Origin of the sequence: Candidatus Nitrospira allomarina, from assembly GCF_032050975.1 — a bacterium.
In the GTDB taxonomy this organism is placed as follows: Bacteria; Nitrospirota; Nitrospiria; order Nitrospirales; family UBA8639; genus Nitrospira_E; species Nitrospira_E allomarina.
In genome coordinates this window covers 2,557,976-2,579,438 of the sequence record NZ_CP116967.1, presented here as the reverse complement: position 1 = coordinate 2,579,438, position 21,463 = coordinate 2,557,976, and the positions used below count along the sequence as shown (strand labels likewise).

Annotated in this window: 23 protein-coding genes; 13 read left to right on the top strand and 10 right to left on the bottom strand. The window is 48.0% G+C overall.

The features are described 5' to 3' along the window. The first annotated feature begins 101 nt into the window (after nt 1-101). Entirely contained in the window at nt 102-707 is a 606-nt protein-coding gene (locus tag PP769_RS11430; RefSeq protein WP_312640189.1) for an NADPH-dependent FMN reductase, read from the top strand. 343 nt (nt 708-1,050) lie between these two features. On the opposite strand, the gene PP769_RS11425 is transcribed toward PP769_RS11430, so the two are convergent. Together PP769_RS11425 and PP769_RS11420 are read right to left on the bottom strand one after the other, a co-directional pair. Next, a complete protein-coding gene (locus PP769_RS11425) occupies nt 1,051-1,440 on the bottom strand; it encodes a hypothetical protein (protein ID WP_312640188.1) in 390 nt (129 codons plus the stop codon). Between the two features lie 81 nt (nt 1,441-1,521). After that, entirely contained in the window at nt 1,522-1,929 is a 408-nt protein-coding gene (locus tag PP769_RS11420) for a response regulator (protein ID WP_312640187.1), read from the bottom strand. 293 nt (nt 1,930-2,222) lie between these two features. On the opposite strand from PP769_RS11420, the gene PP769_RS11415 reads away from it, so the two are divergent. From PP769_RS11415 to PP769_RS11370, 10 genes are all read left to right on the top strand, one after another. Further along, nucleotides 2,223-2,666 carry a PRC-barrel domain-containing protein gene (locus PP769_RS11415; protein WP_312640186.1) on the top strand — a complete coding sequence of 148 codons (444 nt, stop codon included), beginning with the start codon at nt 2,223-2,225 and terminating at the stop codon, nt 2,664-2,666. 84 nt (nt 2,667-2,750) lie between these two features. Continuing rightward, nucleotides 2,751-3,269, top strand: coding sequence for a cytochrome c3 family protein (locus PP769_RS11410; RefSeq protein WP_312640185.1), 519 nt, complete (start codon nt 2,751-2,753; stop codon nt 3,267-3,269). A 12-nt stretch (nt 3,270-3,281) separates the two neighbouring features. Next, nucleotides 3,282-5,477, top strand: a complete 2,196-nt coding sequence (locus PP769_RS11405) for a molybdopterin-containing oxidoreductase family protein (RefSeq protein ID WP_312640184.1) — start codon at nt 3,282-3,284, stop codon at nt 5,475-5,477. Continuing rightward, nucleotides 5,477-6,214 (top strand): 4Fe-4S dicluster domain-containing protein, encoded by a 738-nt coding sequence (locus PP769_RS11400; RefSeq protein ID WP_312640183.1) that lies wholly within the window; start codon nt 5,477-5,479, stop codon nt 6,212-6,214. Before PP769_RS11405 ends, PP769_RS11400 begins: the two co-directional genes overlap by 1 nt. Further along, complete coding sequence (nrfD, locus tag PP769_RS11395; RefSeq protein ID WP_312640182.1) at nt 6,211-7,539, top strand: NrfD/PsrC family molybdoenzyme membrane anchor subunit; 1,329 nt, start codon at nt 6,211-6,213, stop codon at nt 7,537-7,539. Before PP769_RS11400 ends, nrfD begins: the two co-directional genes overlap by 4 nt. Continuing rightward, nucleotides 7,523-8,071, top strand: coding sequence for a quinol:electron acceptor oxidoreductase subunit ActD (locus PP769_RS11390; protein WP_312640181.1), 549 nt, complete (start codon nt 7,523-7,525; stop codon nt 8,069-8,071). Before nrfD ends, PP769_RS11390 begins: the two co-directional genes overlap by 17 nt. A gap of 6 nt (nt 8,072-8,077) precedes the next feature. Beyond that, a complete protein-coding gene (locus PP769_RS11385; RefSeq protein WP_312640179.1) occupies nt 8,078-8,599 on the top strand; it encodes a c-type cytochrome in 522 nt (173 codons plus the stop codon). Between the two features lie 31 nt (nt 8,600-8,630). After that, entirely contained in the window at nt 8,631-9,803 is a 1,173-nt protein-coding gene (locus PP769_RS11380; protein WP_312640178.1) for a cytochrome ubiquinol oxidase subunit I, read from the top strand. Further along, nucleotides 9,800-11,134, top strand: a complete 1,335-nt coding sequence (locus tag PP769_RS11375; RefSeq protein ID WP_312640177.1) for a cytochrome ubiquinol oxidase subunit I — start codon at nt 9,800-9,802, stop codon at nt 11,132-11,134. Before PP769_RS11380 ends, PP769_RS11375 begins: the two co-directional genes overlap by 4 nt. Before the next feature lie 136 nt (nt 11,135-11,270). Beyond that, complete coding sequence (locus tag PP769_RS11370; RefSeq protein ID WP_312640176.1) at nt 11,271-11,744, top strand: CreA family protein; 474 nt, start codon at nt 11,271-11,273, stop codon at nt 11,742-11,744. 152 nt (nt 11,745-11,896) lie between these two features. Here PP769_RS11370 and PP769_RS11365 read toward each other — a convergent pair whose 3' ends face one another. The 3 genes from PP769_RS11365 to PP769_RS11355 form a co-directional block, all read right to left on the bottom strand. Further along, complete coding sequence (locus PP769_RS11365) at nt 11,897-12,892, bottom strand: sodium:calcium antiporter (protein WP_312647050.1); 996 nt, start codon at nt 12,890-12,892, stop codon at nt 11,897-11,899. A 228-nt stretch (nt 12,893-13,120) separates the two neighbouring features. Further along, nucleotides 13,121-14,083, bottom strand: coding sequence for a D-Ala-D-Ala carboxypeptidase family metallohydrolase (locus PP769_RS11360; RefSeq protein ID WP_312640175.1), 963 nt, complete (start codon nt 14,081-14,083; stop codon nt 13,121-13,123). 50 nt (nt 14,084-14,133) lie between these two features. Beyond that, nucleotides 14,134-15,711 carry a L,D-transpeptidase family protein gene (locus PP769_RS11355; RefSeq protein ID WP_312640174.1) on the bottom strand — a complete coding sequence of 526 codons (1,578 nt, stop codon included), beginning with the start codon at nt 15,709-15,711 and terminating at the stop codon, nt 14,134-14,136. Between the two features lie 553 nt (nt 15,712-16,264). Here PP769_RS11355 and PP769_RS11350 point away from each other — a divergent pair. Then, nucleotides 16,265-16,825 (top strand): DUF1269 domain-containing protein, encoded by a 561-nt coding sequence (locus PP769_RS11350; RefSeq protein WP_312640173.1) that lies wholly within the window; start codon nt 16,265-16,267, stop codon nt 16,823-16,825. 297 nt (nt 16,826-17,122) lie between these two features. After that, nucleotides 17,123-17,527 (top strand): hypothetical protein, encoded by a 405-nt coding sequence (locus PP769_RS11345; protein WP_312640172.1) that lies wholly within the window; start codon nt 17,123-17,125, stop codon nt 17,525-17,527. A gap of 180 nt (nt 17,528-17,707) precedes the next feature. Here the strand turns inward: PP769_RS11345 and PP769_RS11340 are convergent, their stop codons facing one another. The 5 genes from PP769_RS11340 to PP769_RS11320 form a co-directional block, all read right to left on the bottom strand. Beyond that, the gene (locus tag PP769_RS11340; RefSeq protein WP_312647049.1) at nt 17,708-17,959 is read right to left on the bottom strand and encodes a CsbD family protein; all 252 of its coding nucleotides are present in this window, start codon (nt 17,957-17,959) and stop codon (nt 17,708-17,710) included. Nucleotides 17,960-18,258: 299 nt separating this feature from the next. After that, entirely contained in the window at nt 18,259-18,468 is a 210-nt protein-coding gene (locus PP769_RS11335; RefSeq protein ID WP_312640171.1) for a CsbD family protein, read from the bottom strand. A 428-nt stretch (nt 18,469-18,896) separates the two neighbouring features. Then, a complete protein-coding gene (locus PP769_RS11330) occupies nt 18,897-19,028 on the bottom strand; it encodes an entericidin A/B family lipoprotein (protein WP_312640170.1) in 132 nt (43 codons plus the stop codon). A 124-nt stretch (nt 19,029-19,152) separates the two neighbouring features. Beyond that, nucleotides 19,153-20,754, bottom strand: coding sequence for a DUF748 domain-containing protein (locus PP769_RS11325; RefSeq protein ID WP_312640169.1), 1,602 nt, complete (start codon nt 20,752-20,754; stop codon nt 19,153-19,155). 188 nt (nt 20,755-20,942) lie between these two features. Beyond that, the gene (locus tag PP769_RS11320) at nt 20,943-21,254 is read right to left on the bottom strand and encodes a BON domain-containing protein (protein ID WP_312640168.1); all 312 of its coding nucleotides are present in this window, start codon (nt 21,252-21,254) and stop codon (nt 20,943-20,945) included. Nucleotides 21,255-21,463: the final 209 nt, after the last annotated feature.

Here is a 21,463-nt window from a genome sequence, read left to right as displayed (position 1 = left end):
TGCCGAACCCAGGGTTTAAACTGCCAACAATGAACGTCCTACTTTGGGAATGCACATTCGGGAATCATTCAACGTACTTGTTTGACGAGAAGTAAATTCCTATGCCACTGAATTTGGCTATATTTTATGGATCGGTGAGAACCGACCGGCAGGGTATCAAGGCCGCTCGTTTTATGCTGAACACCTGTCAATCCCGCGGCCATGCCGCAACTCTTATTGATCCTCTTCTTTACCCTCTCCCGCTGTTGGATAAAATGTATAAGGAATTCAAGCCTGGGCAGGCGCCTCAACCTCTCCAACAAGTGGCTGATCTGATTATTCCGGCTGACGGCTACATTATTGTGTCGGGCGAGTATAATCACACCATTCCTCCTGCCCTTTCGAACGTATTAGACCATTTCCTTGAGGAATACTTTCGAAAACCTTCCGCAATCGTATGTTATTCGGCAGGTGGGTTTGGCGGAGTTCGTGCGGCAATGACCCTCAGGGCCATGTTAGCTGAACTGGGAATGTCCAGTATTCCATCTCTGTTCCCCATCTCTCATGTACAGGACGCCTTCCAGGAAGATGGCACACCTACTGATCAAAATTTCCATCAAAAGGCCCGAGAGTTTTTTGAAGAACTGGAATGGTATGCGTATGCCCTGAAACAGGCCAGGACCCATCCTTGTCCTCGAAGTGAGAGTTCAACACGATCGCATACCTGAGTGTGCCAGGCTTGATCGAACATGGCATTTCATGAACTGCTTGAGAAAAGAGACTGAGGGACCACTCAGCACAAGACTGACGTGCAAACATCTCTGATGCTTGAAAGCCTTCTGTCCTGCGCGGTCTAATAGCGACTTGATTGAGCTGTATTATTGTTTGGCCCAGACGGATATAACTGACTCAGCCGCTCATGATGACAGGGCAGAGTTGGGTTTTATTGGCACCGGAAATGAGGTTCTTTGAAGCTGGCCAAATAATTGAAGAATCAACCCTCCGAAAAGACGGGCAAAGATGACTTAAAATAGCTTTCCTAAAATGAGCTTTTTAACATGAAGATCGGGTTTAACCCATTAGCGGAGGATCTTCCTTATCTTCTCCGGTCAAAACTTCGGCCTCTGTTTCTTCCAGGCTTTCCATTTCACTGACCAATCCCAATAACACCTGTCGTCTTTGCTGCAAGGACTTTTGTAAAAGGTCACGGGAGGTTGGTTCTTGAGCAGACTCAGGAAGATTGACCAAGGCTTCGGCTTCTGCCATGGTGGCAAAATTATAGGCAGCCATTTTGCCTTCTCTGCCGTCTACCCGTTTTAATATCTCCTCGGTCTCACGATCAAACTGGTCCAGCACTTCGGTATTAACCTGGGAGTTACTCAGGTTCTCCAACTTTTTCAATTGCTGTTTCAATTGATCTACCCGGGAAAAGGCAGAAAATGATGCATTGGTGTTTGGCATAAGAACCCCCCTTCGGTTAGGTCTGATTCTCTACAATGAATAATTTTTCGTCCTCAAGTCCTCGGTGTAGAAATTTCGGCCTCATGCCCAGGACGCTTCCTGCCTGTTTGCCGAGGAATAACACACATCCAGATTCAAATGCTCTTGGGCAATTCGGATAGCGCCCACGACCCGATTCACGGCCAGAGGACGACCGGCGGTTTGAATAGCACCAAATCGAGAGACCTCAGGGACAAAAGGGGTAGAAGATTCATCTCCTAGCACAATGGTTTGGCCTTTATACCCGGTGGCCTTAAGATTCTTGAGAATTTCTATCGCATCAATATGAGGGCAATTACCGTCCAGGATGATGATATCAGGGGAGGTTTGCCGGAGGCGCACCCACAAATCCTTACTATGTGAAAATCCCACCGCACTTTTTCCCATCTTTCGCAATCGGCCTGTCATCAATTCTAAAAATTTTTGATTCTCTGTCACAAGGAAAATCATCTGCGCCTCCTTCATGCATTCATGTTGACAGAAACAGCCTGGCGCTTTTTAGCGAACTTCGACAGTTTCCGCCACTATCAAAAACCCTTGAAGGTGCAAATTTGATGATTCCTTCATATTTCATCTGCCTGGGTAAGGGGTCTGTAGAAGACGCTAGACAAAGTGCTGATGGACGATCTTATTTTGTCTCTTTTAGAAAGGGATATAGAGAACTACATTGAATAAATCAGCTCTTTCCGTAAGTGAATTTAAGTAGAAGGGCCATACGAATCAACGGCAATATGGGGATCTAAATGCCACCACTCTTTCTCATGATGTTTTTCGGCTCCATCCTATTCCTGGCGCCCTTTTCTCAATCCGTAGCCATTACTCCTAACCAGGGCTCCTACAAAGCCAGTGAGCTGGTTGGAAAATCCGTCAAGAATTTGCAAGGCGAAGATATTGGGCAGATTGAGGAATTGGTTATTGGAAGCAATGGAGAAGTCGGATATGCCGTTCTATCCTTCGGAGGATTTTTGGGTGTTGGTGATAAGCTCTTTGCTGTGCCCTGGACCTCGCTGGCTCACCAACCGGATCGCGAGTATTTGACTCTGGATATTCAGCCGGAAAAATTGGAAAAGGCACCAGGCTTTAATAAAAACGATTGGCCGGACATGAAGGATGAAAAGTGGAAATTCCTCATACGGGAATTCTACTCAACGCCGGATCAAATTCCTCAGAATCTTAAAGCCCGGTAAGCCTGGGTGGGCCATGGGACCAGGAGGAAAAGAATGGAGGGGCATCAGCAATAAGTCACTCAACGTACTCACGCTTGGATAAGAATGAAGTCAGGAAGAATTAAGGGAGTCATCTTGGCGTTGTTAGCCGGAAGTGTGGCCACGGGGATCGGCGCACTGTATTCCATCGGAAGTGCCGACCTGCCCGTTCAAGATCAGCAACCTGTACGGTTTAGCCATCGACAACATGCGGGAACATTGAACATCCATTGTCAATTTTGTCATCGGTATGCCACGCAATCTCCAGTGGCCGGGGTGCCGTCCATGGCCTTGTGCCAGACGTGTCATGAGTCCCTTTCTGAAAAGACACCGGGTATGAAAATGCTGCAGATCTATTGGAAAGAACAACGGCCGATTCCATGGGTCCGACTGCAGCGTCTTCCGGATCATGTCTACTTCACGCATGAAATGCATCTGTTCGCGGGCCTGTCCTGCACCTCATGCCATGGAAATGTTGCCCGCATGTCGAGCACCCCGAGAGCACCTACCTATGAAATGGGCTGGTGTTTGACCTGCCATGAACAACGGGGGGCCTCTCACGATTGTTGGATCTGTCACAAGTAAAAGAAAACAACCATGGACCTAAATCGCCGGACTCTATTGAAGATTCTTGGACTGACAGCAGCCGGGTCATCCCTGCCAGGATGTGAGCGAGAGGTGCATAACCTCGTGCCCTATCTGTTGCCGGACGACCATATTGTTCCCGGAGTAGCAAATTGGTATGCCTCCACATGTCAGGAATGCGAAGCCGGTTGCGGGACCATAGTTCGTGTGATGGAAGGGCGCGCAAAAAAAATTGAAGGCAATCCCAAACATCCGGTCAATGAGGGGAAACTCTGTGCCCGGGGACAAGCCGCCCTTCAGGGTCTGTACAATCCCGACCGCCTTCAAGGTCCTCTAAGACGTGAAGGCAAAAGAGGTCAAGGCCAATTCCAGCCGATTACCTGGGAAGAAGGCCTAACAGAATGGGTGGAGCAGTTACGAACGCATGCCGGAAAGTCCGCGATGATTACCCGTCCGGTGTCAGGCACATTAGCCAGCCTGTTGACAACATTGTTGGATTCCCTATCCGGTCGTCTTGTGATGTATGAATCCACGGGGGAACAGACTCTCAGAACAGCCAACCATCTCAGCTTTGGAACCCATGACCTTCCTTATTATGACCTGGCCAATGCGGATTACCTCTTGTCATTCGGTGCACCATTCCTTGAACACTGGCTCTCACCAGTGTCTTTTGGTGTGGCCTATGGAAAATTCCGTCAGGGCCGCCCGTTGGTTCGAGGTCGTTTTATTCAGGTGGAACCGCGCCTGTCCCTCACCGCGTCGAATGCGGATCAATGGATTCCTCTTAGGCCGGGAACCGAAGGGTTACTGGCGATGGGCATTGGACAGGTCTTATTACGGGATGGCCTGACAAGACTTTCTTCCTTTCACCGGACATCTTTTCACCAAACCTTTACTGCTTTCTCATTAGAAGATATTTCGGCCAATACCGAAGTCTCGAAAGAGGTGATCACCCAACTGGCGCATGAACTGACATCAGCGAACGCTCCGCTAATTCTGGGTGGGGGTCCGGCTGCGGCCCAGACCAACGGCACAACAACTCTTATCCTCATTAACGCACTCAACGTGATGATCGGCGCTATCGGACGGCGCGGCGGACTCCAGTGGATGGAACCTCAAATCTCGCCGGTGGATCTTGCCCGACCCGGATTGGCCAGTGAGCGGACGCTCATGGATTTGGCCCGGGAGTTTGAACAAGGATCCCGCACCCTGCTTCATCTATATCGCGCCGATCCTCTGTTCACCCTTCCACCGTCACTGGAATTTGAGCGGGTGTTTGACCATGCGCAATTCATCGTAAGTTTTAGTTCCTTCCTTGATGACTCGACTATGATGGCTGATCTGATTCTGCCGGATCATGACCCGCTGGAATCCTGGGGGGAGGTTGTTCAACAGGATACGAACCCCGTGCCGGTCTGGAGTGTATCGCAACCTGTGGTGGGTGTGCTCTATGACACAAGGCCCATCGGTGATGTGTGGTTGGACGCCGCTCATCGATTGGGGGGACCTCTCCGTGAACGGGTTCCATGGAATACCCTTCACGAAATGCTGAAGAGCCGATGGCAGACTGTCTTAACGAAGTATGACTCGGCACAGCCATTTGATACCGGCTGGAGAGAGACTCTGCAGGAGGGCGGGTTGTGGCCTTCCCACATCCCCATGCGCCAGATGAACCCGGTCATACCCTCCGTCACCTATGAACCGCCGCAATTCCTGGGGGATTCCGCCGACTACCCTCTATATTGTTATCCCTATCCGTCCCTGGGGTTGCATGATGGGCGTGGGGCCAATCGTCCCTGGCTTCAAGAATTGCCGGATCCTCTCACCACCGGCATGTGGGGAAGTTGGATTGAACTCAATCCAACCACGGCGCAGGCGTTAGGAATACATCCCGGCGACCGGGTTCGAGTCACGTCGGATTATGGGTCGATCGAAGCCTCAGCCATGATGTTTCCAGGCTTGCATCCTGACATGATTGCCGTTCCCATAGGCCAGGGTCACCGTGCGTACGGACGATATGCCAAGGGGCGCGGAGTTAATCCCATGGCCTTGCTTGGTCCTAGTTTTGATAGTCAATCGGGTTCTCTGGCCACAGGAGGGACGCGGGTTCGTGTTGAGCGCCTCAAAGGCGGATCGCGGTTGCCGATGTTGGAGGAATTCGGGAAAAACCCTGTCATCGGGCGTATACAGGAAACGGGAGGTTTGTAATGAGTCAAGATCCTCAAGCAACGGAAGAATATTCAAACACGGCGGCATCGTCCTATAAGTGGGAAATGGTCGTCGATCTGGATCGGTGCTCCGGATGTGAAGCCTGTGTAGTGGCGTGTCATGCCGAAAACAATATTCGCATTTCCGGGGAGGAGGAAGCCGCAGAGGGGCGAGCGATTAATTGGATTCGCATTGAGCGATATTGGGAAGGAGACTATCCCAACGTCAAAGCCAAATTCCTTCCGGTCATGTGCCAGCATTGTGACGATGCTCCCTGTGAACCCGTCTGCCCCGTCTATGCTTCGTATCACACCCCGGAGGGGTTGAATGCCCAGGTCTATAATCGGTGTATCGGTGTTCGATACTGCGGGAATAACTGTCCCTATGTCGCCCGTCAATTTAATTGGTTCGATCCCCATTGGGACGAGCCGTTGGCGGAGCAGTTGAATCCGGATGTGTCCGTCCGATCCGGCGGTGTGATGGAAAAATGCACATTTTGCGTGCAACGAATTCGAAGTGGAAAAGAAGCAGCTCACAAAGAAGGCCGGCGGGTCAGAGATGGAGAAATCACACCCGCCTGTGTGCAATCCTGTCCCACATCCGCACTGATTTTTGGTGATCGGAACGATCCCGAAAGCCGGGTGTCTCACTTGAAGAAGAGCCGGAGAGGATTTCATTTGATGGAATCTCTGGGCACGCATCCGGCCGTGACCTATTTGCGGAGGCTGTCGGAATGACCGACCGGCCAACGGTTTGGGAGGAAATGCCCAAGATCAATCGGGACCTTCTCTTGCCGCTCCAGACAACCACCTGGACGTATTATCTCTGGGTAGGCGTGTTGTCCTGCTTTGTCGCAGCGGGGGCGGGAGCGTGGACGTACCAAATTCAAACGGGTATCGGACAAACCAATTTGCATCATCCCATTTTCTGGGGATCCTATATTGCCTCGTTCGTCTTCTGGATCGGCGTCAGCCATTCCGGAACGTTTATTTCCGGTGTCTTGCGGTTAACGAATGCCGAATGGCGTCGACCTGTCACGCGTATGGCTGAGCTCATGACCGTTGTGGCCCTTTTCGTCACCGCGTTATTCGTCTTTTATCACCTGGGTCGGGTCTGGCGGTTTTATTATCTGATTCCATACCCCAATCAACGGGAACTCTGGCCGAACTTTCGATCTCCGCTGATGTGGGATGCTACAGCCATTTTTACGTATGCGACCGCAAGCACCATCTATATTTATCTGCCCTTAATTCCCGATTTTGCGCTGGCACGGGATCGAATTCAAGGATGGAGAAAAACCGTGTATCGCTGGCTGGCGATAGGATGGCATGGATCTCAAGCGCAGTGGCGCACATTGGAAATGGCCATACGCATTATTACCCCCCTGATCGTGATGGTCATGATCTCGGTGCATTCCATTGTCGGATTTGATTTCAGCATGGCTCTTGTGCCGGCATGGCATTCGACTATTTTTGCTCCTTATTTTGTGGTCGGCGCGGTGCACTCAGGCTTGGGGATGGTGGTGATTGGGCTGTATACCCTGCGCAGGGTGTATCGTCTGCATGATTATGTTCGAACCGAACATTTTGAAAAACTCGGGAAATTGATGCTGGTCACGACCCTGCTCCTGGCCTATCTGTATTTTGCTGAGCAATTAACTGTCTGGTATGGCAATATGCCCGATCATATTGCCGTGCAGAATTCTCTTCTCTACGGAGCGTATGCCGTGCCCTTCTGGTTCATGGTGAGTTGTATTTATGTCATTCCCCTGATGACGCTGATATGGCCTCGTTTTCGACAATGGCCCGTAGGACTCCTGATGGTTGGGCTGATCATCAATATCGGCATGTATATCGAGCGCATGCTGATCATTGTCCCTCCCCTTGCCCATCCGAGGCTCTCATTTCAGTGGGATGAGTATTTCCCTTCGCTGATAGAGTTCGCCATTCTGGTAGGCACGTTGGCCTTGGCTCTCCTGCTGTATTCGCTTGCGGTGAAATTCGTACCGGTGATTTCGATCTGGGAAGAAAAACTGGGGAAAAAACATGCCCAAGAACACTGAGACGACGGACAGGCACGTGGTGCTGGGATTATTCAATCCGGCGACTTCTCTCCCTCCTGTGCTTGATCACATACGAAGCCAGGGCATTCCCGATCTCCTTATGGAAATTCTCTCTCCTCTTCCGCTGGAAACCTCTTTGCTCAATAAGCCGGTTCGCGTCCCGCTCCATCGCCTGACCATTATCGGAGGGATCGTGGGAATTGGAATCGGGATATTTTTCGCCGCAGGAACCGCACTCCTGTTTCCCTTAGTGACGGGAGGGAAACCCATTGTGAGTATTCCGGTGGTGGGAATTATCTCCTATGAAACCATGATGCTGATGGCGATTGTCGTGACCTTTTTAGCGACAGCGATCAAAATTGCCTTCGTGCAACAGTCGGGTCTTCGCAATGACCCGCGCATTGATGAGGGATCGGTAGGTTTATCGATTCAGGTTGGGAATGACACTGCCAAGGCCCACTCTATATCCCGCCTGCTTCAAAAAGCCGGAGCTTCTGAAGTGGAAATTCGGACCATTTCCAGTGACTCATGAGGGCCGATGATGATGCTGAATAATTTTGGTTTGAACCGCTCGTTCCGTATCCTGGGTTGGATCACGTTGGCTGGGCTGTTTCTGTGGGGATGCTCGGAAGATATGGAAGAACAACCTTCATTTTCGTATCAAGAAGCTCCCCGGGTGCATTCACCGCCGGAAAGCTCTCCGAATATGACGCCATTTTCCCTTACTACATCTCCGCGGGAACAGACCAAAGAATCGACCGATGGCGCACGTCTCTTTGCAATTAATTGCGCCCATTGTCATGGAGAACAGGGAATGGGTGACGGACCGGTGGCCGGGTATCTGCCCGACCTGCCCCCCAATCTTCACGCTTCGGCGGTGCAACAGAAACCGGATGAGATGCTGTATACCATTGTCACTCATGGAGAAAATGTGATGCCCGCGTTTGAACCATTTCTTTCTCAGGAAGAAAGATGGGCCTTGGTGGCATTCCTTCGGACTTTTTCGGATCATGCGCCATCCGCCAGTCTTTTGATCCAAAACCCGAATTCGCCGGGTTAATTAACGCGTCTGTGGAAATGTGGTAAACGAGATGACGAGTTCAAGTTTTTGGATCGGCTTTTTTAGTTTGGCCCATATTACCTTGGCGAGTCTTGGTGTGGGATTCATGGTTCTGGCGCCTATCGCGGAAGGATTGGGACGCAGTCGTCCCTATTTTACGGATTTTGCCTATCTGGCCACACGATTTACGCTGGTGACGTATACCACCAGCATCGTGTTGGCTGTCTTTATGTTGGAATTATTCATCGGACTTTTCCCTCTCACGAATACCTACCTGTTTAACCACTTCCGCTATCCTTTGCATCTGGCTTTGATCGTGTTTTTCATTCAAGTGTTGTGCCTGTATCCCTATTATCACTTTTGGGATCGGCTTCGTTCGAAAAGTATCACCTGGCATATCACGTTGGGTACGGTAGCCGCCGTATTCATTCTGATATGGGGAGGAATTCTTGACGGGATCGGTTCGTATATGATGACTCCTGTTCAAGGCGATAGCGGATGGGCAAGGCTCTGGAACCCGACATGGGTGCCCTTGATGGTCCATCGATTCTTTGGAAATCTGGTCATCGCCGGATATGTCATGGCGGCGTATGCCGGATGGCGCCTATGGAAACAATCGGGTCAAATGAAGGATGAGGCCTATTACCTCACGCTCATAAAAACAGGTATGGCCGTCGGCATTGTGAGCCTCATGATTCAGCCGGTCTCCGGTTTCGTATTCGCGCAACACATACACCATGCACAGCCGGATATTCTGCAGGGTCTCTATAAAGGCCAAACAGTCCTGTTGGTGATATGGCAATTTACCCTCCTGGCTCTACTCCTGTTAGGCAGTCATCTCATTTTTCGCTCGGTGCATCTGGAACGGGGACATTCCTACCGGGCAGAGATATTTTATGTGCTGACGATCGTGTTGATGGTCATTTTGGCGCCCTATCCATTGTATCGGCGTATCGTGAATTTTATCGTGCTTCTTCAAACGGGGTGGTACCTTTTGTATGTGTTTCCCGTTTGGATGCGTGGCTCAACGCCCTCACTCAACAAACCGTTCATTCACTTCATCGCCATGGCCCTTGGTCTGGCCGCGCTGGTCCTCTATTTGACAATGGGAACCATCCGGGAAGTGGCGAGAGGGCCGGATACCATTCGTGGAATGATCAACAGTCAGACGGAATCGACATTGAGGGGAGAGACATTCCCATGACCCTTGATCCACTTGAAACTTCTATGACCATCGGGCGTGTGGCGATTGCCGCTTCTGCACTGACGCATAGCTTATTTGCCACGTTCATTGTGGGATCATCCTTAATCGGCGCGGTGACTGCAACATTTAGCTTTGTCACGGAAAAAGAATGGTTCCAACGGTTGGCCAAGCTGATTGCCTTCGCATTGGTGCTTTCCACTGCAACCATTTCATTTTTTGGCGTCGTGCTGGTGTTTGCGCTGAACATCTATTGGCCTCAATTCTGGCACCGTCTGTTTCAGGTAATGTTTTGGCCGTTTTTGGGAGAGGCGGCATTGTTTTTGGGAGAAGCGATTTTTGCCTATGCCTGGTATTACCTCTGGGAATGGGGACGGCATGGGTGGAGGCAAAAGGTGCACTTGGCCTTTATCTGGCTTGCCGCAGGCTGTGCCCTAAGTGCCATGTTTATGATCGATATCACCGCTTCCTACATGCTGACCCCGGATCCCATTCATTCGGCATGGGAGAATGTGTTTAATCCCACGATGATTCATTTGGATCTTCACCGGTGGTTCGGCAATCTGACTTGGGCGGGTTTTGCCCTCGGTGGGATCTGTGGCGTCCGATATCTGAAATCTACCATTGATATAGATCGAAACTTTTTCCATAAAGGGGGAAGTTACTGTTTTGTAATCGGCTATGGAGCTCTGCTGGTCATGCCGGTCGTGGGATATCAGTATTTGCTTCATTTGCGATATGGACAACCCCAGGCCTTTTATACCGTGATGCTAGGAGAACGCTCGTGGCTTTTTGATGTCGCGGCGTTGTTGTATGGATTATTGATACTGGTCGGTTCTCTGTATGTTAACCAGATGGTTCGGTCTCAATCACAACCACCTCCATCTTTCATGGGATTCATCCCCTTGTCACTCATTGTCATCGTGATCGCTACCGTGACGTTGGCGATGCCCTATCAATTGCAGCATATCCCTCTTCTCAATCGGTTGACCGAACAGGAAATTAACTCCATTGGGAAGATGCAACCGTATAAATATTTTGCGCTTTCAAGTCTTGTGACCTTTGGATTTGCACATTGGCTGTACTCCTTGCGGGTGTTTGGGCGAATGCCACAAGCCACCGTTTCAAGAGCCGTGTCCGCAGCTCCGCGAAGGATGGCGGGTATGTTGATGACGTTGGCAGTATTGACGGTGATCATTCTTTTAGCCATGGGATGGGTTCGCGAATCCGCTCGAGCAGTCAACGGATACCTCATTTATGATGAGATGCGGTTGGAGGACGAACAATCCACGTATCAAGCCACTCCTTCGGAAAAGGGCATTTTGTCCCAATAGGTCCGGCCTGGACGTTCTTGATGAAGGGGTATCGAATTTGTCCAGTTTTGAGTCATAGGGACCATAGAGTAAAGTAAAGTCCATCAAATTATTCATATTGGACATGGTAAAAAATCGGGTAAGGGAGAATGCCTACATGCTGAAAATTTTCTTAAACATTCTATTCTTTTCGGTTCTGATCGTCTCTTCGAGTTATGCGGAGGAAATCGGAAGTGTGGATACAAAATTCAATTTTTTGGGTCCTGATCACAAAATTGTGATTGAAGCGTTTGATGATCCCAAGATTGAAGGAGTCACCTGTCATCTGAGTAGAGCGAAGACAGGGGGCTTAAAAGGCATGGTTGGTGTCGCTGAGGACACTTCAGATGCCTCAATTGCCTGCCGCCAGGTCGGTCCCATTCGCATCATTGATGAGCTTGAAGAAGGAGAGAAAGTGTTTCACGAGAGTCGATCACTGATATTTAAAAAACTGCAGGTGGTCCGATTCTTTGACAAGAAGCGTCAGACATTCATATATCTCGTCTACAGCGATAAAGTGATCGAAGGCTCACCCAAAAATTCAATCTCGACGGTGCCGATCAGATCGTGGTCAAATTCACAACAACGTTGAAAGAACACAGGCCAAATATCTTACATTTCATTGTTACGTCGTTTTGTCAACGCTCTCTCGAACGATCACTCCATCTCGGTTCATGTTGAAGATGGGGTCGGAACCCCGGGTTTTGTGCAGAACAAACAAATCTAAAGCGAATTTTAAAATTTTCAGGGAAGGAAAAGAATGGTGATTCCTCCCAAATACACAAGTAAAATCAAAAAACTTTCGAATCCGATATTGGCGATGCCATGTTCCTCACGACGCAGCAATCCAAGCAGTAAAATACCGTTCATGAGCATAGTTAAGGCGATCAGATAGACTTGCTGATTCGTCGTAGCATGATAAATCGAACCTTCCTGATACGCGAAATCGGAAAACGCGACCAGAAGCGTGTCAAAGGTATTGCCTCCTATTATGCCTCCTACGGCAAGCGTCAGCGCTCCCCTACGCACCGCGGCAAGTGAGGTGATCAATTCAGGCATAGAAGTACTCATGGTCGTAAAGACTCCCCCTACAAGTGTTTCAGAAAGTCCGGTATGAGTCACAAGAGAGACGGCTGAACCGGCAAGAATCCACCCGCCCGTTCCAATGAGCACGGCAGAGGCAGTGAACGCCATCATTAATTTCTGAAGATTTTCATGACAGTTGCCCGCCTCCGGTTCATCAGGTTTCGTGTGAGAGGTTAACTTAGGACTCCAGAGTGGCTCAACATGGCAATGATGCACCAGCCGAAGCCCAAAAATGTATATGGCGACGACACATGGGGTGACCGGATGCACATTCCACAGGCTGAATTCAGGACCGACGATGGCGAGTAAAATGAGCGAGAGCATGCTCATGAGCAGCACCCCGTTCATGAGATTGGCGGGTGAGGCTGCAGCATGCTCCAGATTGGCATGGCGATAGGTCATATCGGCAATGGCAAGAAATGCCGTTTGTATGGCAATGCCTCCTAGGGCATGACTCACCGCAAATTCGGCATGACCGCCCCATGCGGTTGTCACGGAAGTGACTATGCCCGGCAGGGATGTACTGGCCCCCAGGAAAACGGCGCCCGCAAGCGCCTCGCCAATCCCGGTTCGATCAGCCAGCCGGTCTACCAATTGAGTAAGTTTCCAGCCGACCAGTCCGATGACCGCCGTGGACATGAAAAATAGAGTCAGACTAAGAGTGAAGGACCAACCTTCATGTTCCAGGATAAAAGATCCTATTCGCTTCTATGCTTGGAATTGACCCGTTTATCGTTTACAGGGCAGAAGCTTATGTTTCTTAAATGTTTAACATTTGAAACCTGAGAAAGGGACCGGATTAGATCTCCTCATTGTCACTCGACATGATGCCGGCAGGAACATGCCTTTGGCTTTGTGAGAGCCGAAGGACGCAGTATGATCTTAAGGTTTCGTCCATCGAGCTTTGAATCCCCGAACATCAACATGAACGAAGGGACCTCGATGAGGTTTGGGCCCATAAATGCCTAATCCTCCCAGAAAAGGTTGATACCAGGTTTCACGAGCTTTCTTCTTCACGACATCCGCCAATACAACGGCATCCGCCATGGTGATTTTACCATCTTGATTTATGTCATCCATCTGATCATTTTCATCCACATCCACAAAAATATCGGCTGCACCTCCATACAGGTGTCGGCTGTATTTTGTGCGGTTTCCGATCGAATGATTGTAAAATGGCGTGCGATAGCCGCTCATGATATGTAGAGTGTGAGCTTTAATCCCTTCTTGATTGACCGCTTCCAGAATCATTTCCAATTTGAGTATCAGTCGTTCCCTTAAGACCAGGTACTTGGGATACCCGCTCGGCTGTTTGCCGACAAATTGGCCTAGCGTAAAATGCGGCGAGACAAGCACATTGCGATTATTCTGGGTGACCTCAACAAAGCCCTGGGGTCGATTGTACACAGAATTATTTCTCAAGGGTTTTTCTTGATAGCGACCGATCCGATAGCCGTTTAACTGTTCACTGGTATGAGCAAACGGCACCATGACAAACACATTAAGCATCATGGTGGAATTGGTTGTCGTGTCCGTAATGGTGATGGGATATAAACCTTTCTGGTTGGGTGCCTTCCATTTCCATCGCTCCTTAGTGTGACGTTCGAGGCTGCCCCCCAGAGCAGAAACGGTGAAAGAGCTGGCAGGATTGGTAAATACGCATTCAAGCTCGATCGTTCGGGAAGGCATGACATAAACGCCTAAGACCCGATACGGATTGACTTCGTCCTTTATTTTGACAGTAAAAGGCATGAGTTCCGGAGCATAGAGTGAACCGGGTGCGGCGACAGCATGGTGAATACCTACCACCATCACAAAAAATCCAATTCCGCACCATGCGACCATGAAGAAACTGTTGAATCGCAAAAACATGAAATGACTCTGTAGGATTCGCTTTAGATAGATTGATTGGAACGACCCCCAGCTGTAGATAGGACCGGCTGCAATGCTGTCCATAATTGCTCGTCATGACCATAAAGATCTTCACGGAATTGCAGGGTCCCGTCCTCAGCCACCCAGGCCGTCAGGTACAAAATATAAACCGGGATCGCTTGTGGAAGTTGAATCGCACGGCGTTCCGAACTTTCAATGGTATGCAGAATTTCCTCCCGGGACCACTTTCCGTTCAAAAGAAAAGCAGCTAAATCCGTCGGCCGTTCAACGCGGATACAGCCATGACTGAAATCGCGTTCGGATGCATCGAACAAATGATCGGCAGGGGTATCGTGAAGATAAATGGCATGATCATTGGGAAACATGAACTTGACCAGACCTAGCGCATTGTTCGGGCCGGGTTTCTGTCGAATACGAATCGTTCCGGCTTCAATGTTTTCTAAGGTAAGTTGAGAGATTTCCATAGGCTGTTCATCCCAGTCCACCAATTCAAAATTGCTTTCCTCGAGATAAGCGGGATCTTCCTGGAATTTGGGGATTATTTCATCTATAACAATGCTTCTTGGCACGTTCCAGTATGGATTAAGTACCAGGTATTCCAGAATGTCACTGAAGATGGGAGTCTGGCTCATCGGCTTGCCCACAATGACAGGCATCCCCATTTGTGGTTTCCCATCTTGATAGGCCGTGAGCTGAAAATCCGGGATGTTCACCAATACATAGTCCGGACCCAATGTCCGCGGCATCCAACGGCGCCGCTCCAAATTCACCAACAACTGTCGAATACGGGAATCCACCGGAGTATTCAAGGTTTCCAAGGTTCTCGGCCCGACTATCCCGTCTACAGATAGTCCATGTCGTGCTTGAAATTTTTCTACCCCCTCCATCACTTTCTGATCAAATACCGAACTTATCGGCCCGTCGTTCATATCTCCCGTCGCCGCTAACCGCTGGCGTAATACTTTCACGCGTGGACTGCTTGTCCCTTTCGTGAGGAGAGGACCGCCTGGTATGATCGGCCACCCTCCATCGGACTTGATCTGAAGATATTGTACTAACGTCTTCAGTAAGGGCCCATACCCTTCATGCCCACCGGCTAATGACTCCAGAGTGACAGCGATTCCGTCGTCAATGACTTGTGTGACTATTTGGGTCAATGGTGGTCTTTCATCTTCCAGATACCACTTACCGTTAACTTGTTCCGGCGATAAGCGTCCCGATGTGACGTGATCCAAAAGCTTTACAAGATTATTCGTCAGAACGACTTCGATTCGGGCGAGGACATTTGTATGGAATAAGGGGCGATCTTCGGAGAATAATTGATCGGTACGTTGTAACCAGTGAAGTTCGGAATACGCATAATCCTTGGAATTTAAACCCAGTCGTTCGGCTTCGCTCAAAATTTTATATAAGGCCTGTCCCTCGGCATTAAGATGATCAGATAGTGAGACCCACAAGGGCTCATACTGCCGATCATCATATATTTCAATTAACTCTTTCCTGTAGGTGACCGGTGAGTCATCAATAAGCTCCTCGAGCACCTGGGGAATGCCTGGTTCCTGACCTTGGGCTCTCCCCACCACTCCAAATCCAAGGAACACATAAGAACATATGCATAAAAAAAGATGAATTTTCCTAATCTTCATATCCCCACTTTAAGGCAATACTCGAACCTCACATACTGGCATTAACCCTGGAAGATATCATCTTGATCCCTACATTATTTTGCTTCCATCCAGGGTTTTGACAGCCAAACTAAACCAGATGCAGGAACCTACTACCCGGCGACCCCCTATAATTTGTCAAACCTACAAACGATCAGCTTCATTTTCATGGCCATTTCCAGGGTTTTTGAGGGTTTTTTATAGGAAATTTGAACGTTATTTTCCAACCATCACACAGAGCGGTGAGAATCCTCATCGCATTCACAATTTACATATCAGATCTCAAGAAAGGAGGGTTTGTGATGAACCGGTCTTATGCACGACCAATTCTAGTTGGAGGGGCACTTTCTTTGTTGGGAATGCCATGGGGAGGCAGCAACCATAAGATATCTACAGTCCATGCAGCCCCCTGAATCGCGCCTGCCCCACAAACAGGAAGTGTCCGCCAATTAGGTTCAGGGTGTCGCCCGTGAGTTCCGGAAACCTAAATTTCGTAACATTTTCATGGGCTTTTGCCGATGAGACAAAAGCGGAAGAAGTACGGAAACTTCTTTTTACCATGCAGAAACAATACCTTCTTGATTTAGAAGATGCAGTCGTTGTCGTAAAAAATCGGGAAGGAAAAGTCACCATTAATCAGACTTACAATTTGGTTGCTTCCGGTACGGTAGGAGGAGTGCTTTATGGAGGTTTATGGGGTCTATTAATTGGCGTGCTGTTTTTTAATCCCATACTCGGGTGGGCCGCAGGAGGACTGGCAGGAGCCACAGCAGGAAGCATTACCGGATGGTTAACGGACATTGGCATTGACGATATTTTCATCAAAGAACTAGGAAACACTATTCAACCAGGACATTCCGCTTTATTCCTTCTCCTCAAAAAAGTGTCCCGGGATAAAGTAATTAACGAATTAAAACGGAAAGGCATGGAAGGCACGATTTTGCAGACGTCATTATCCACCGAAGACGAAGCCAAATTACAAAGCTTCCTTTCGTCAAAAGTTCATCCTGTGGAACATGAGGTGCAATAACACTTGGGTTGTTGCATTTCCACCTCCTGAGCTAAGAAGCCAAACATATCTAGATATAGAGGAGGGTCTTTTATCACTTCTACCCACGCAGGGATGATGTCAAAGCTACCACGCAGTCCCAGCCCTAAAGATTCCCCATTTAACCCCGCAAAGAAAATCACCGTATTTCCAGGGTTTTCAACAGTTTCGCAAGTCCGGACTTCTTAACCATACTATTGCTAATTAAAAGTTTTTCAAGTTTCCAATGCTTCGAACTACATACAAGAAAGAGAGGAACGACCAATGAGACGACCCCACATGAACCCACAACAGTCTGCTATAAATTTCCGGTGGTGTGTGCCGTTACTTTTTTTGGCTATCGTTGGCTGTCAGGATGAAACCGCCCCTGTTAATAATCCACCGGTTGAACCCACGGTTTCCGGCAGCTCGAAGGAAATTCCCTCTCCGCCCGTGAATTCTAATACTCCGAACCCCATCCCCCCCGACCAACCTTCTGATCATGCCAGATTAATTATAGGCGAAGTCATGTCTATTGATGACAAAAGCTATATGATTAAGGACTCCGATAATAAGGAAATCCGTGTAGAGACAAACTCCATGACGTTGGTGGATGAAGGAATTGAAGTCGGCGATACAGCGGAAATCCGTTTTTCGGCTGAGGAAAAACCCACCGCTATTCGAAAGATACGGGGGACCTCATAAATTTATCGAGGTAGAGTTACTTCCTGTGAATACGCTTGGATAGGCGGCATTCTTGGATTGAGGAACAAGCTGCCTAAGATGGATAACAACAGTGGCCTTCCTGATGTGGCATAAAAAAATTCCGGCGCAGGAAAAGTCCCTCTCGCGCCGGAATCAATTTGGTCCTGTGACTTTTTATAATTAATTCTTTTGTTCCCGGGAATCATAAGGATGATTTTCCAACCATTCATCCACCCATGCCCTGACTTCTTCTTTTCGTTCTCCATATCGCTCTTGTAGTTTTCCTTCGAAACGGTCTGTACGCCCTTCAATTGCCAAGAGATCATCATCCGTAAACTCTCCCCAGTTCTCCTTAAGCGCACCTTTGAGCTGTTTCCAATTACCATTGAATTGGTCCTCATTATATACCTTATGGATAAACCCTTTTTGCATTCCCTCATCCGCGGGAACAGAATAATTCATTCCGTTGGCCCCCCAGGCAGGAGCACTCATGAGAAGCACAGCCGCCACGGCTAAGGCATTTTTATTATTTAATACATATTGTGTCAGATTCATAATTTTCCTCCTTCCGTATATCTGGTAAAACTTGGTGGAACAGAACATTCCGAGGATGAATGGACAAGGCACTTTACATCACCGAAGGCCTCGCCCCCTCTTCCCAGGAGCGAGAGAAAAATCCCCCGTCTCCCGGGATGATGGGTATCCTGATGTCACTAGAAGTGAAATGGGAATTATCGGACTGGTTGGTTCTTCGCCTGCCAATCCTCGGTCCATTTATTTACTTCTTCTTTTTGATCTCCATAGAGTTCTTGAGCCCTTCCCTTAAATTTATCGTAATCACCTTCGATTTGGGTTAATTCATCGTCGGTAAACTTACCCCACTTTTTTTTCACTTCGCCCTTAAACTGGTTCCAATTTCCTTTGAATTGTTCCTTGTTCATTTTTTTCTCCTTAAAAAAGTTGTGTAATGTTGAAAAGGTTTTTCGAATCGTTTCTCATACCTTCTTTCGTTTTTCCTCCACCTCCTTTGATGGGGTTACCTAAACGTTATTAAATGACCTATGGGTGGATTACCCACTTCTTGATCCCTTTATGACTACTTAATATCAAGATAAGCCCCACTTCACCAACGTATAAATTGGTTTTCTCCTCGCTCTTTTTTATCCAGATATTTTCACCAAATACTGAGGCGATCCTCATTCGTTTCCATATGGTTAATGCTCGATGCCGAAAGGCATCCAAGGGAAGTGCTAAAGCAGGATTTTCTCAGGGTGGTAGGCTTTGAAGGGGGAAGAAATCTCCGAGAGAAGAAGGCGGAATTTCCCAATATTGAATTAAGAAATCCCGCCTTTCATTTTAGGAACCGATTTTAATCGGCTGCCTTTTCAATTGTTTTACCGGCTTTTTGTACATCCTCGCCGGCACCCTCCATAGTATTACACCCGGTTATCGCCAACAACGCGATCAAAAACACTCCCCACACATAATGATTGATCTTCATTTTCCCCTCCTTGTGTTTAAGAAAATTTGAGGAACCATGCCCACTGAACTGCCCCAATGAGGAATCAGACATCGCCACACTTATACCCCAGGCTGGTTTTCTCTATTTGATTGTTTTTACATTCCTAATTGGTTTTTTCCAGTTTTTTTAAATTTTCGAAGGCAGGTGTCATGGCATCGACAAACGCATTTTTGAAAAGGTTCCAAATCAGTTGCCATGTCCCAATATGAATATTTTCCATATCCCCGGTTATATCGGTTTTCGTCGCCACCTCATCCCTAGGAGTATTTTCCAGAAGGGAAGCGACTCCACCCACAACACTCTCATATAACTGTTGAAAGATATTGTCGGTTTTGTCCTGTGAAAAATCGTAAATTACCGGTTGGTCGAAAAATGGCTTAATGTACCCCTGGACACGGCCATCATCAGTATGCAGTTCGGAAATCATAGAAAATTTTCCGCTTTTTACATCAAGTCCACCGTAGGCTTTAAAGACATCGTTTAAGGTTGTCATTTCTGTTTTTTCAATTTTCATCTTTACATCAAAATCAGGATGTTTTACTTCCGGCCGGAATCCTCCATTAACTGATGTCTTCCCCTTTCCCATAAATTTTCCAGAGAGCTTCAATTCCCCTTTCTGTGTGATCTTTGGGACGCCCACCCCGGTCATCAGGAGATCCACCTGGTTAAAAAATATCCTATACGGGGGATCCGTGGTCTGGTTCTTATATCCAAATTCGCCATTTTTCACCGATGCGGATTCAATCGCCACCTTGAACGGATCTTGGGATTTCTTTGAATCACCCCCGTCTTGTGATTTGGCATCCTGTGAGGCTTTTTGTGCTTTCTTTTGAGAATGTTTCTCCACATAGTTAATATGTGGATTTTCTATTTCCAACATGGCAATTTGAACCATATTTGTCCAAGGGGCATATTCGACATGTCCCCGCCCGTTCAGCGTTCCGGAATGAATTTCCATATTGAGTAGGGAGGATAAAGGGATAAACGGTTTAAGTTGAACATTATTCACATCGAAGTCTACTGATACTCCTGGAAACGGTTGGGCTAAGAAATTCGCTTTCCCCGAGATACTCACAAATCCGGATTGGTGAATTGATCCTTCCACATGAATGCCTGAGGGGTACTCCCCATCCTGGGAGCGGATATTCTGGATATTTTCCACTTTCAATTGAAGATTTGTCAGTTCAAGTGGAGGATCGTCGGCTTTTTCCCTATAGGAAATGGCACTATCTTCGATTCGAAAGGTGTTAATGGTGACAGGGTACAATGCATATAAGGCCTCTTGCCAACCTTTGTCTTCTACGTCTGTTTTGTCCTTTACCTCTTTTTCGGCTTGAGCTAAAAGAAATACGACTTCAGCATTTTTAATAAGGTGATCACTGACAATCTCCATCATGAACAATTGTGTCCACTGAATACTTGCACTCCAGAATGGGATGATGAGGAGAGGAGGCTCAGGATTCGCTTCTTGTCTTAACGTTAAATTTTCAAAGTCAACGGAGAAACCAAGTGGATGAAAATCAACCGTCTCCAATTCAACCCTATAGCCTTTGAGATTTTTATTGAGATTGGTTTCAATGTATGCCCGCAACGGTTCATCAATAAAAAATGACGTGATCCCCAAGAGCAGTAGGAGGAAACCCATAATCCCCAACGTGAGGAAAACGGCACGGATCCACCATGGTCGTTTTTTCTGAGATCCCATTTTCAAATATCGTCCTACTCGTCATTCCCATCGTGGAATATGTAATGTCCGGCAACATCCCTGAATGCGAAATTTCAGTAGCAATTTTGCTTTTATTAGACTGAACATTCCGTTTTAATTTGATAGAATAATAATTTCCACCCCGTCCCTGAGGCGTGGATCTACGGATTTGATTATGACGGGTCAGACTAAGGAGATTGAACCGTCAGATCATTGTCGACTCGCTTGACGCCTTTGACTTGCTTGGTCAGACGGCCCGCTTCCGCTTTGTCCCCTTCAGTTTTCGCTACACCTATAAGATGAACAACGCCCTTTACGGTTTCAACCTCTACTCGAGATAATGATGAGGGTTGTTGATTAGCCAGTTTGGTTTTCACCGCGGCAGTTATACTGGCATCATCAACATAATCCCCAGTGGTCTGTCCGGTCATAGATTGGCACCCCGCCAACAATCCCATTACCACTGCAATACTTAAAAAGATTTGAACGGTCTTCAACATTAGTCGCCTCCTCTCGTAATTGTTGCCATCAAAAGCATTTCAATGTGTTCTCACAGAATTAACCTCACTCATCCTACTAGATGAAAGTAGCTCCGCCTCAAGAGACAAAACAGTCTCCTTACTTAGTATTTTGTCTTAGATTTCCATTTTGCTGCGCAGTAACATAACAATATTGCGAATTGGGACTTGAAAAATTCGGGTGTTTTCAC

What these genes read in the sequence shown, in the direction of transcription:
- PP769_RS11430 (WP_312640189.1), top strand. Translation starts at nt 102, where the DNA reads ATGCCACTGAATTTGGCTATATTTTATGGATCGGTGAGAACCGACCGG.
- PP769_RS11425 (WP_312640188.1), bottom strand. Translation starts at nt 1,440, where the DNA reads ATGCCAAACACCAATGCATCATTTTCTGCCTTTTCCCGGGTAGATCAA.
- PP769_RS11420 (WP_312640187.1), bottom strand. Translation starts at nt 1,929, where the DNA reads ATGATTTTCCTTGTGACAGAGAATCAAAAATTTTTAGAATTGATGACA.
- PP769_RS11415 (WP_312640186.1), top strand. Translation starts at nt 2,223, where the DNA reads ATGCCACCACTCTTTCTCATGATGTTTTTCGGCTCCATCCTATTCCTG.
- PP769_RS11410 (WP_312640185.1), top strand. Translation starts at nt 2,751, where the DNA reads ATGAAGTCAGGAAGAATTAAGGGAGTCATCTTGGCGTTGTTAGCCGGA.
- PP769_RS11405 (WP_312640184.1), top strand. Translation starts at nt 3,282, where the DNA reads ATGGACCTAAATCGCCGGACTCTATTGAAGATTCTTGGACTGACAGCA.
- PP769_RS11400 (WP_312640183.1), top strand. Translation starts at nt 5,477, where the DNA reads ATGAGTCAAGATCCTCAAGCAACGGAAGAATATTCAAACACGGCGGCA.
- nrfD (WP_312640182.1), top strand. Translation starts at nt 6,211, where the DNA reads ATGACCGACCGGCCAACGGTTTGGGAGGAAATGCCCAAGATCAATCGG.
- PP769_RS11390 (WP_312640181.1), top strand. Translation starts at nt 7,523, where the DNA reads ATGCCCAAGAACACTGAGACGACGGACAGGCACGTGGTGCTGGGATTA.
- PP769_RS11385 (WP_312640179.1), top strand. Translation starts at nt 8,078, where the DNA reads ATGATGATGCTGAATAATTTTGGTTTGAACCGCTCGTTCCGTATCCTG.
- PP769_RS11380 (WP_312640178.1), top strand. Translation starts at nt 8,631, where the DNA reads ATGACGAGTTCAAGTTTTTGGATCGGCTTTTTTAGTTTGGCCCATATT.
- PP769_RS11375 (WP_312640177.1), top strand. Translation starts at nt 9,800, where the DNA reads ATGACCCTTGATCCACTTGAAACTTCTATGACCATCGGGCGTGTGGCG.
- PP769_RS11370 (WP_312640176.1), top strand. Translation starts at nt 11,271, where the DNA reads ATGCTGAAAATTTTCTTAAACATTCTATTCTTTTCGGTTCTGATCGTC.
- PP769_RS11360 (WP_312640175.1), bottom strand. Translation starts at nt 14,083, where the DNA reads ATGGTCGCATGGTGCGGAATTGGATTTTTTGTGATGGTGGTAGGTATT.
- PP769_RS11345 (WP_312640172.1), top strand. Translation starts at nt 17,123, where the DNA reads ATGAACCCACAACAGTCTGCTATAAATTTCCGGTGGTGTGTGCCGTTA.
- PP769_RS11340 (WP_312647049.1), bottom strand. Translation starts at nt 17,959, where the DNA reads ATGCAAAAAGGGTTTATCCATAAGGTATATAATGAGGACCAATTCAAT.
- PP769_RS11335 (WP_312640171.1), bottom strand. Translation starts at nt 18,468, where the DNA reads ATGAACAAGGAACAATTCAAAGGAAATTGGAACCAGTTTAAGGGCGAA.
- PP769_RS11330 (WP_312640170.1), bottom strand. Translation starts at nt 19,028, where the DNA reads ATGAAGATCAATCATTATGTGTGGGGAGTGTTTTTGATCGCGTTGTTG.
- PP769_RS11325 (WP_312640169.1), bottom strand. Translation starts at nt 20,754, where the DNA reads ATGGGATCTCAGAAAAAACGACCATGGTGGATCCGTGCCGTTTTCCTC.
- PP769_RS11320 (WP_312640168.1), bottom strand. Translation starts at nt 21,254, where the DNA reads ATGTTGAAGACCGTTCAAATCTTTTTAAGTATTGCAGTGGTAATGGGA.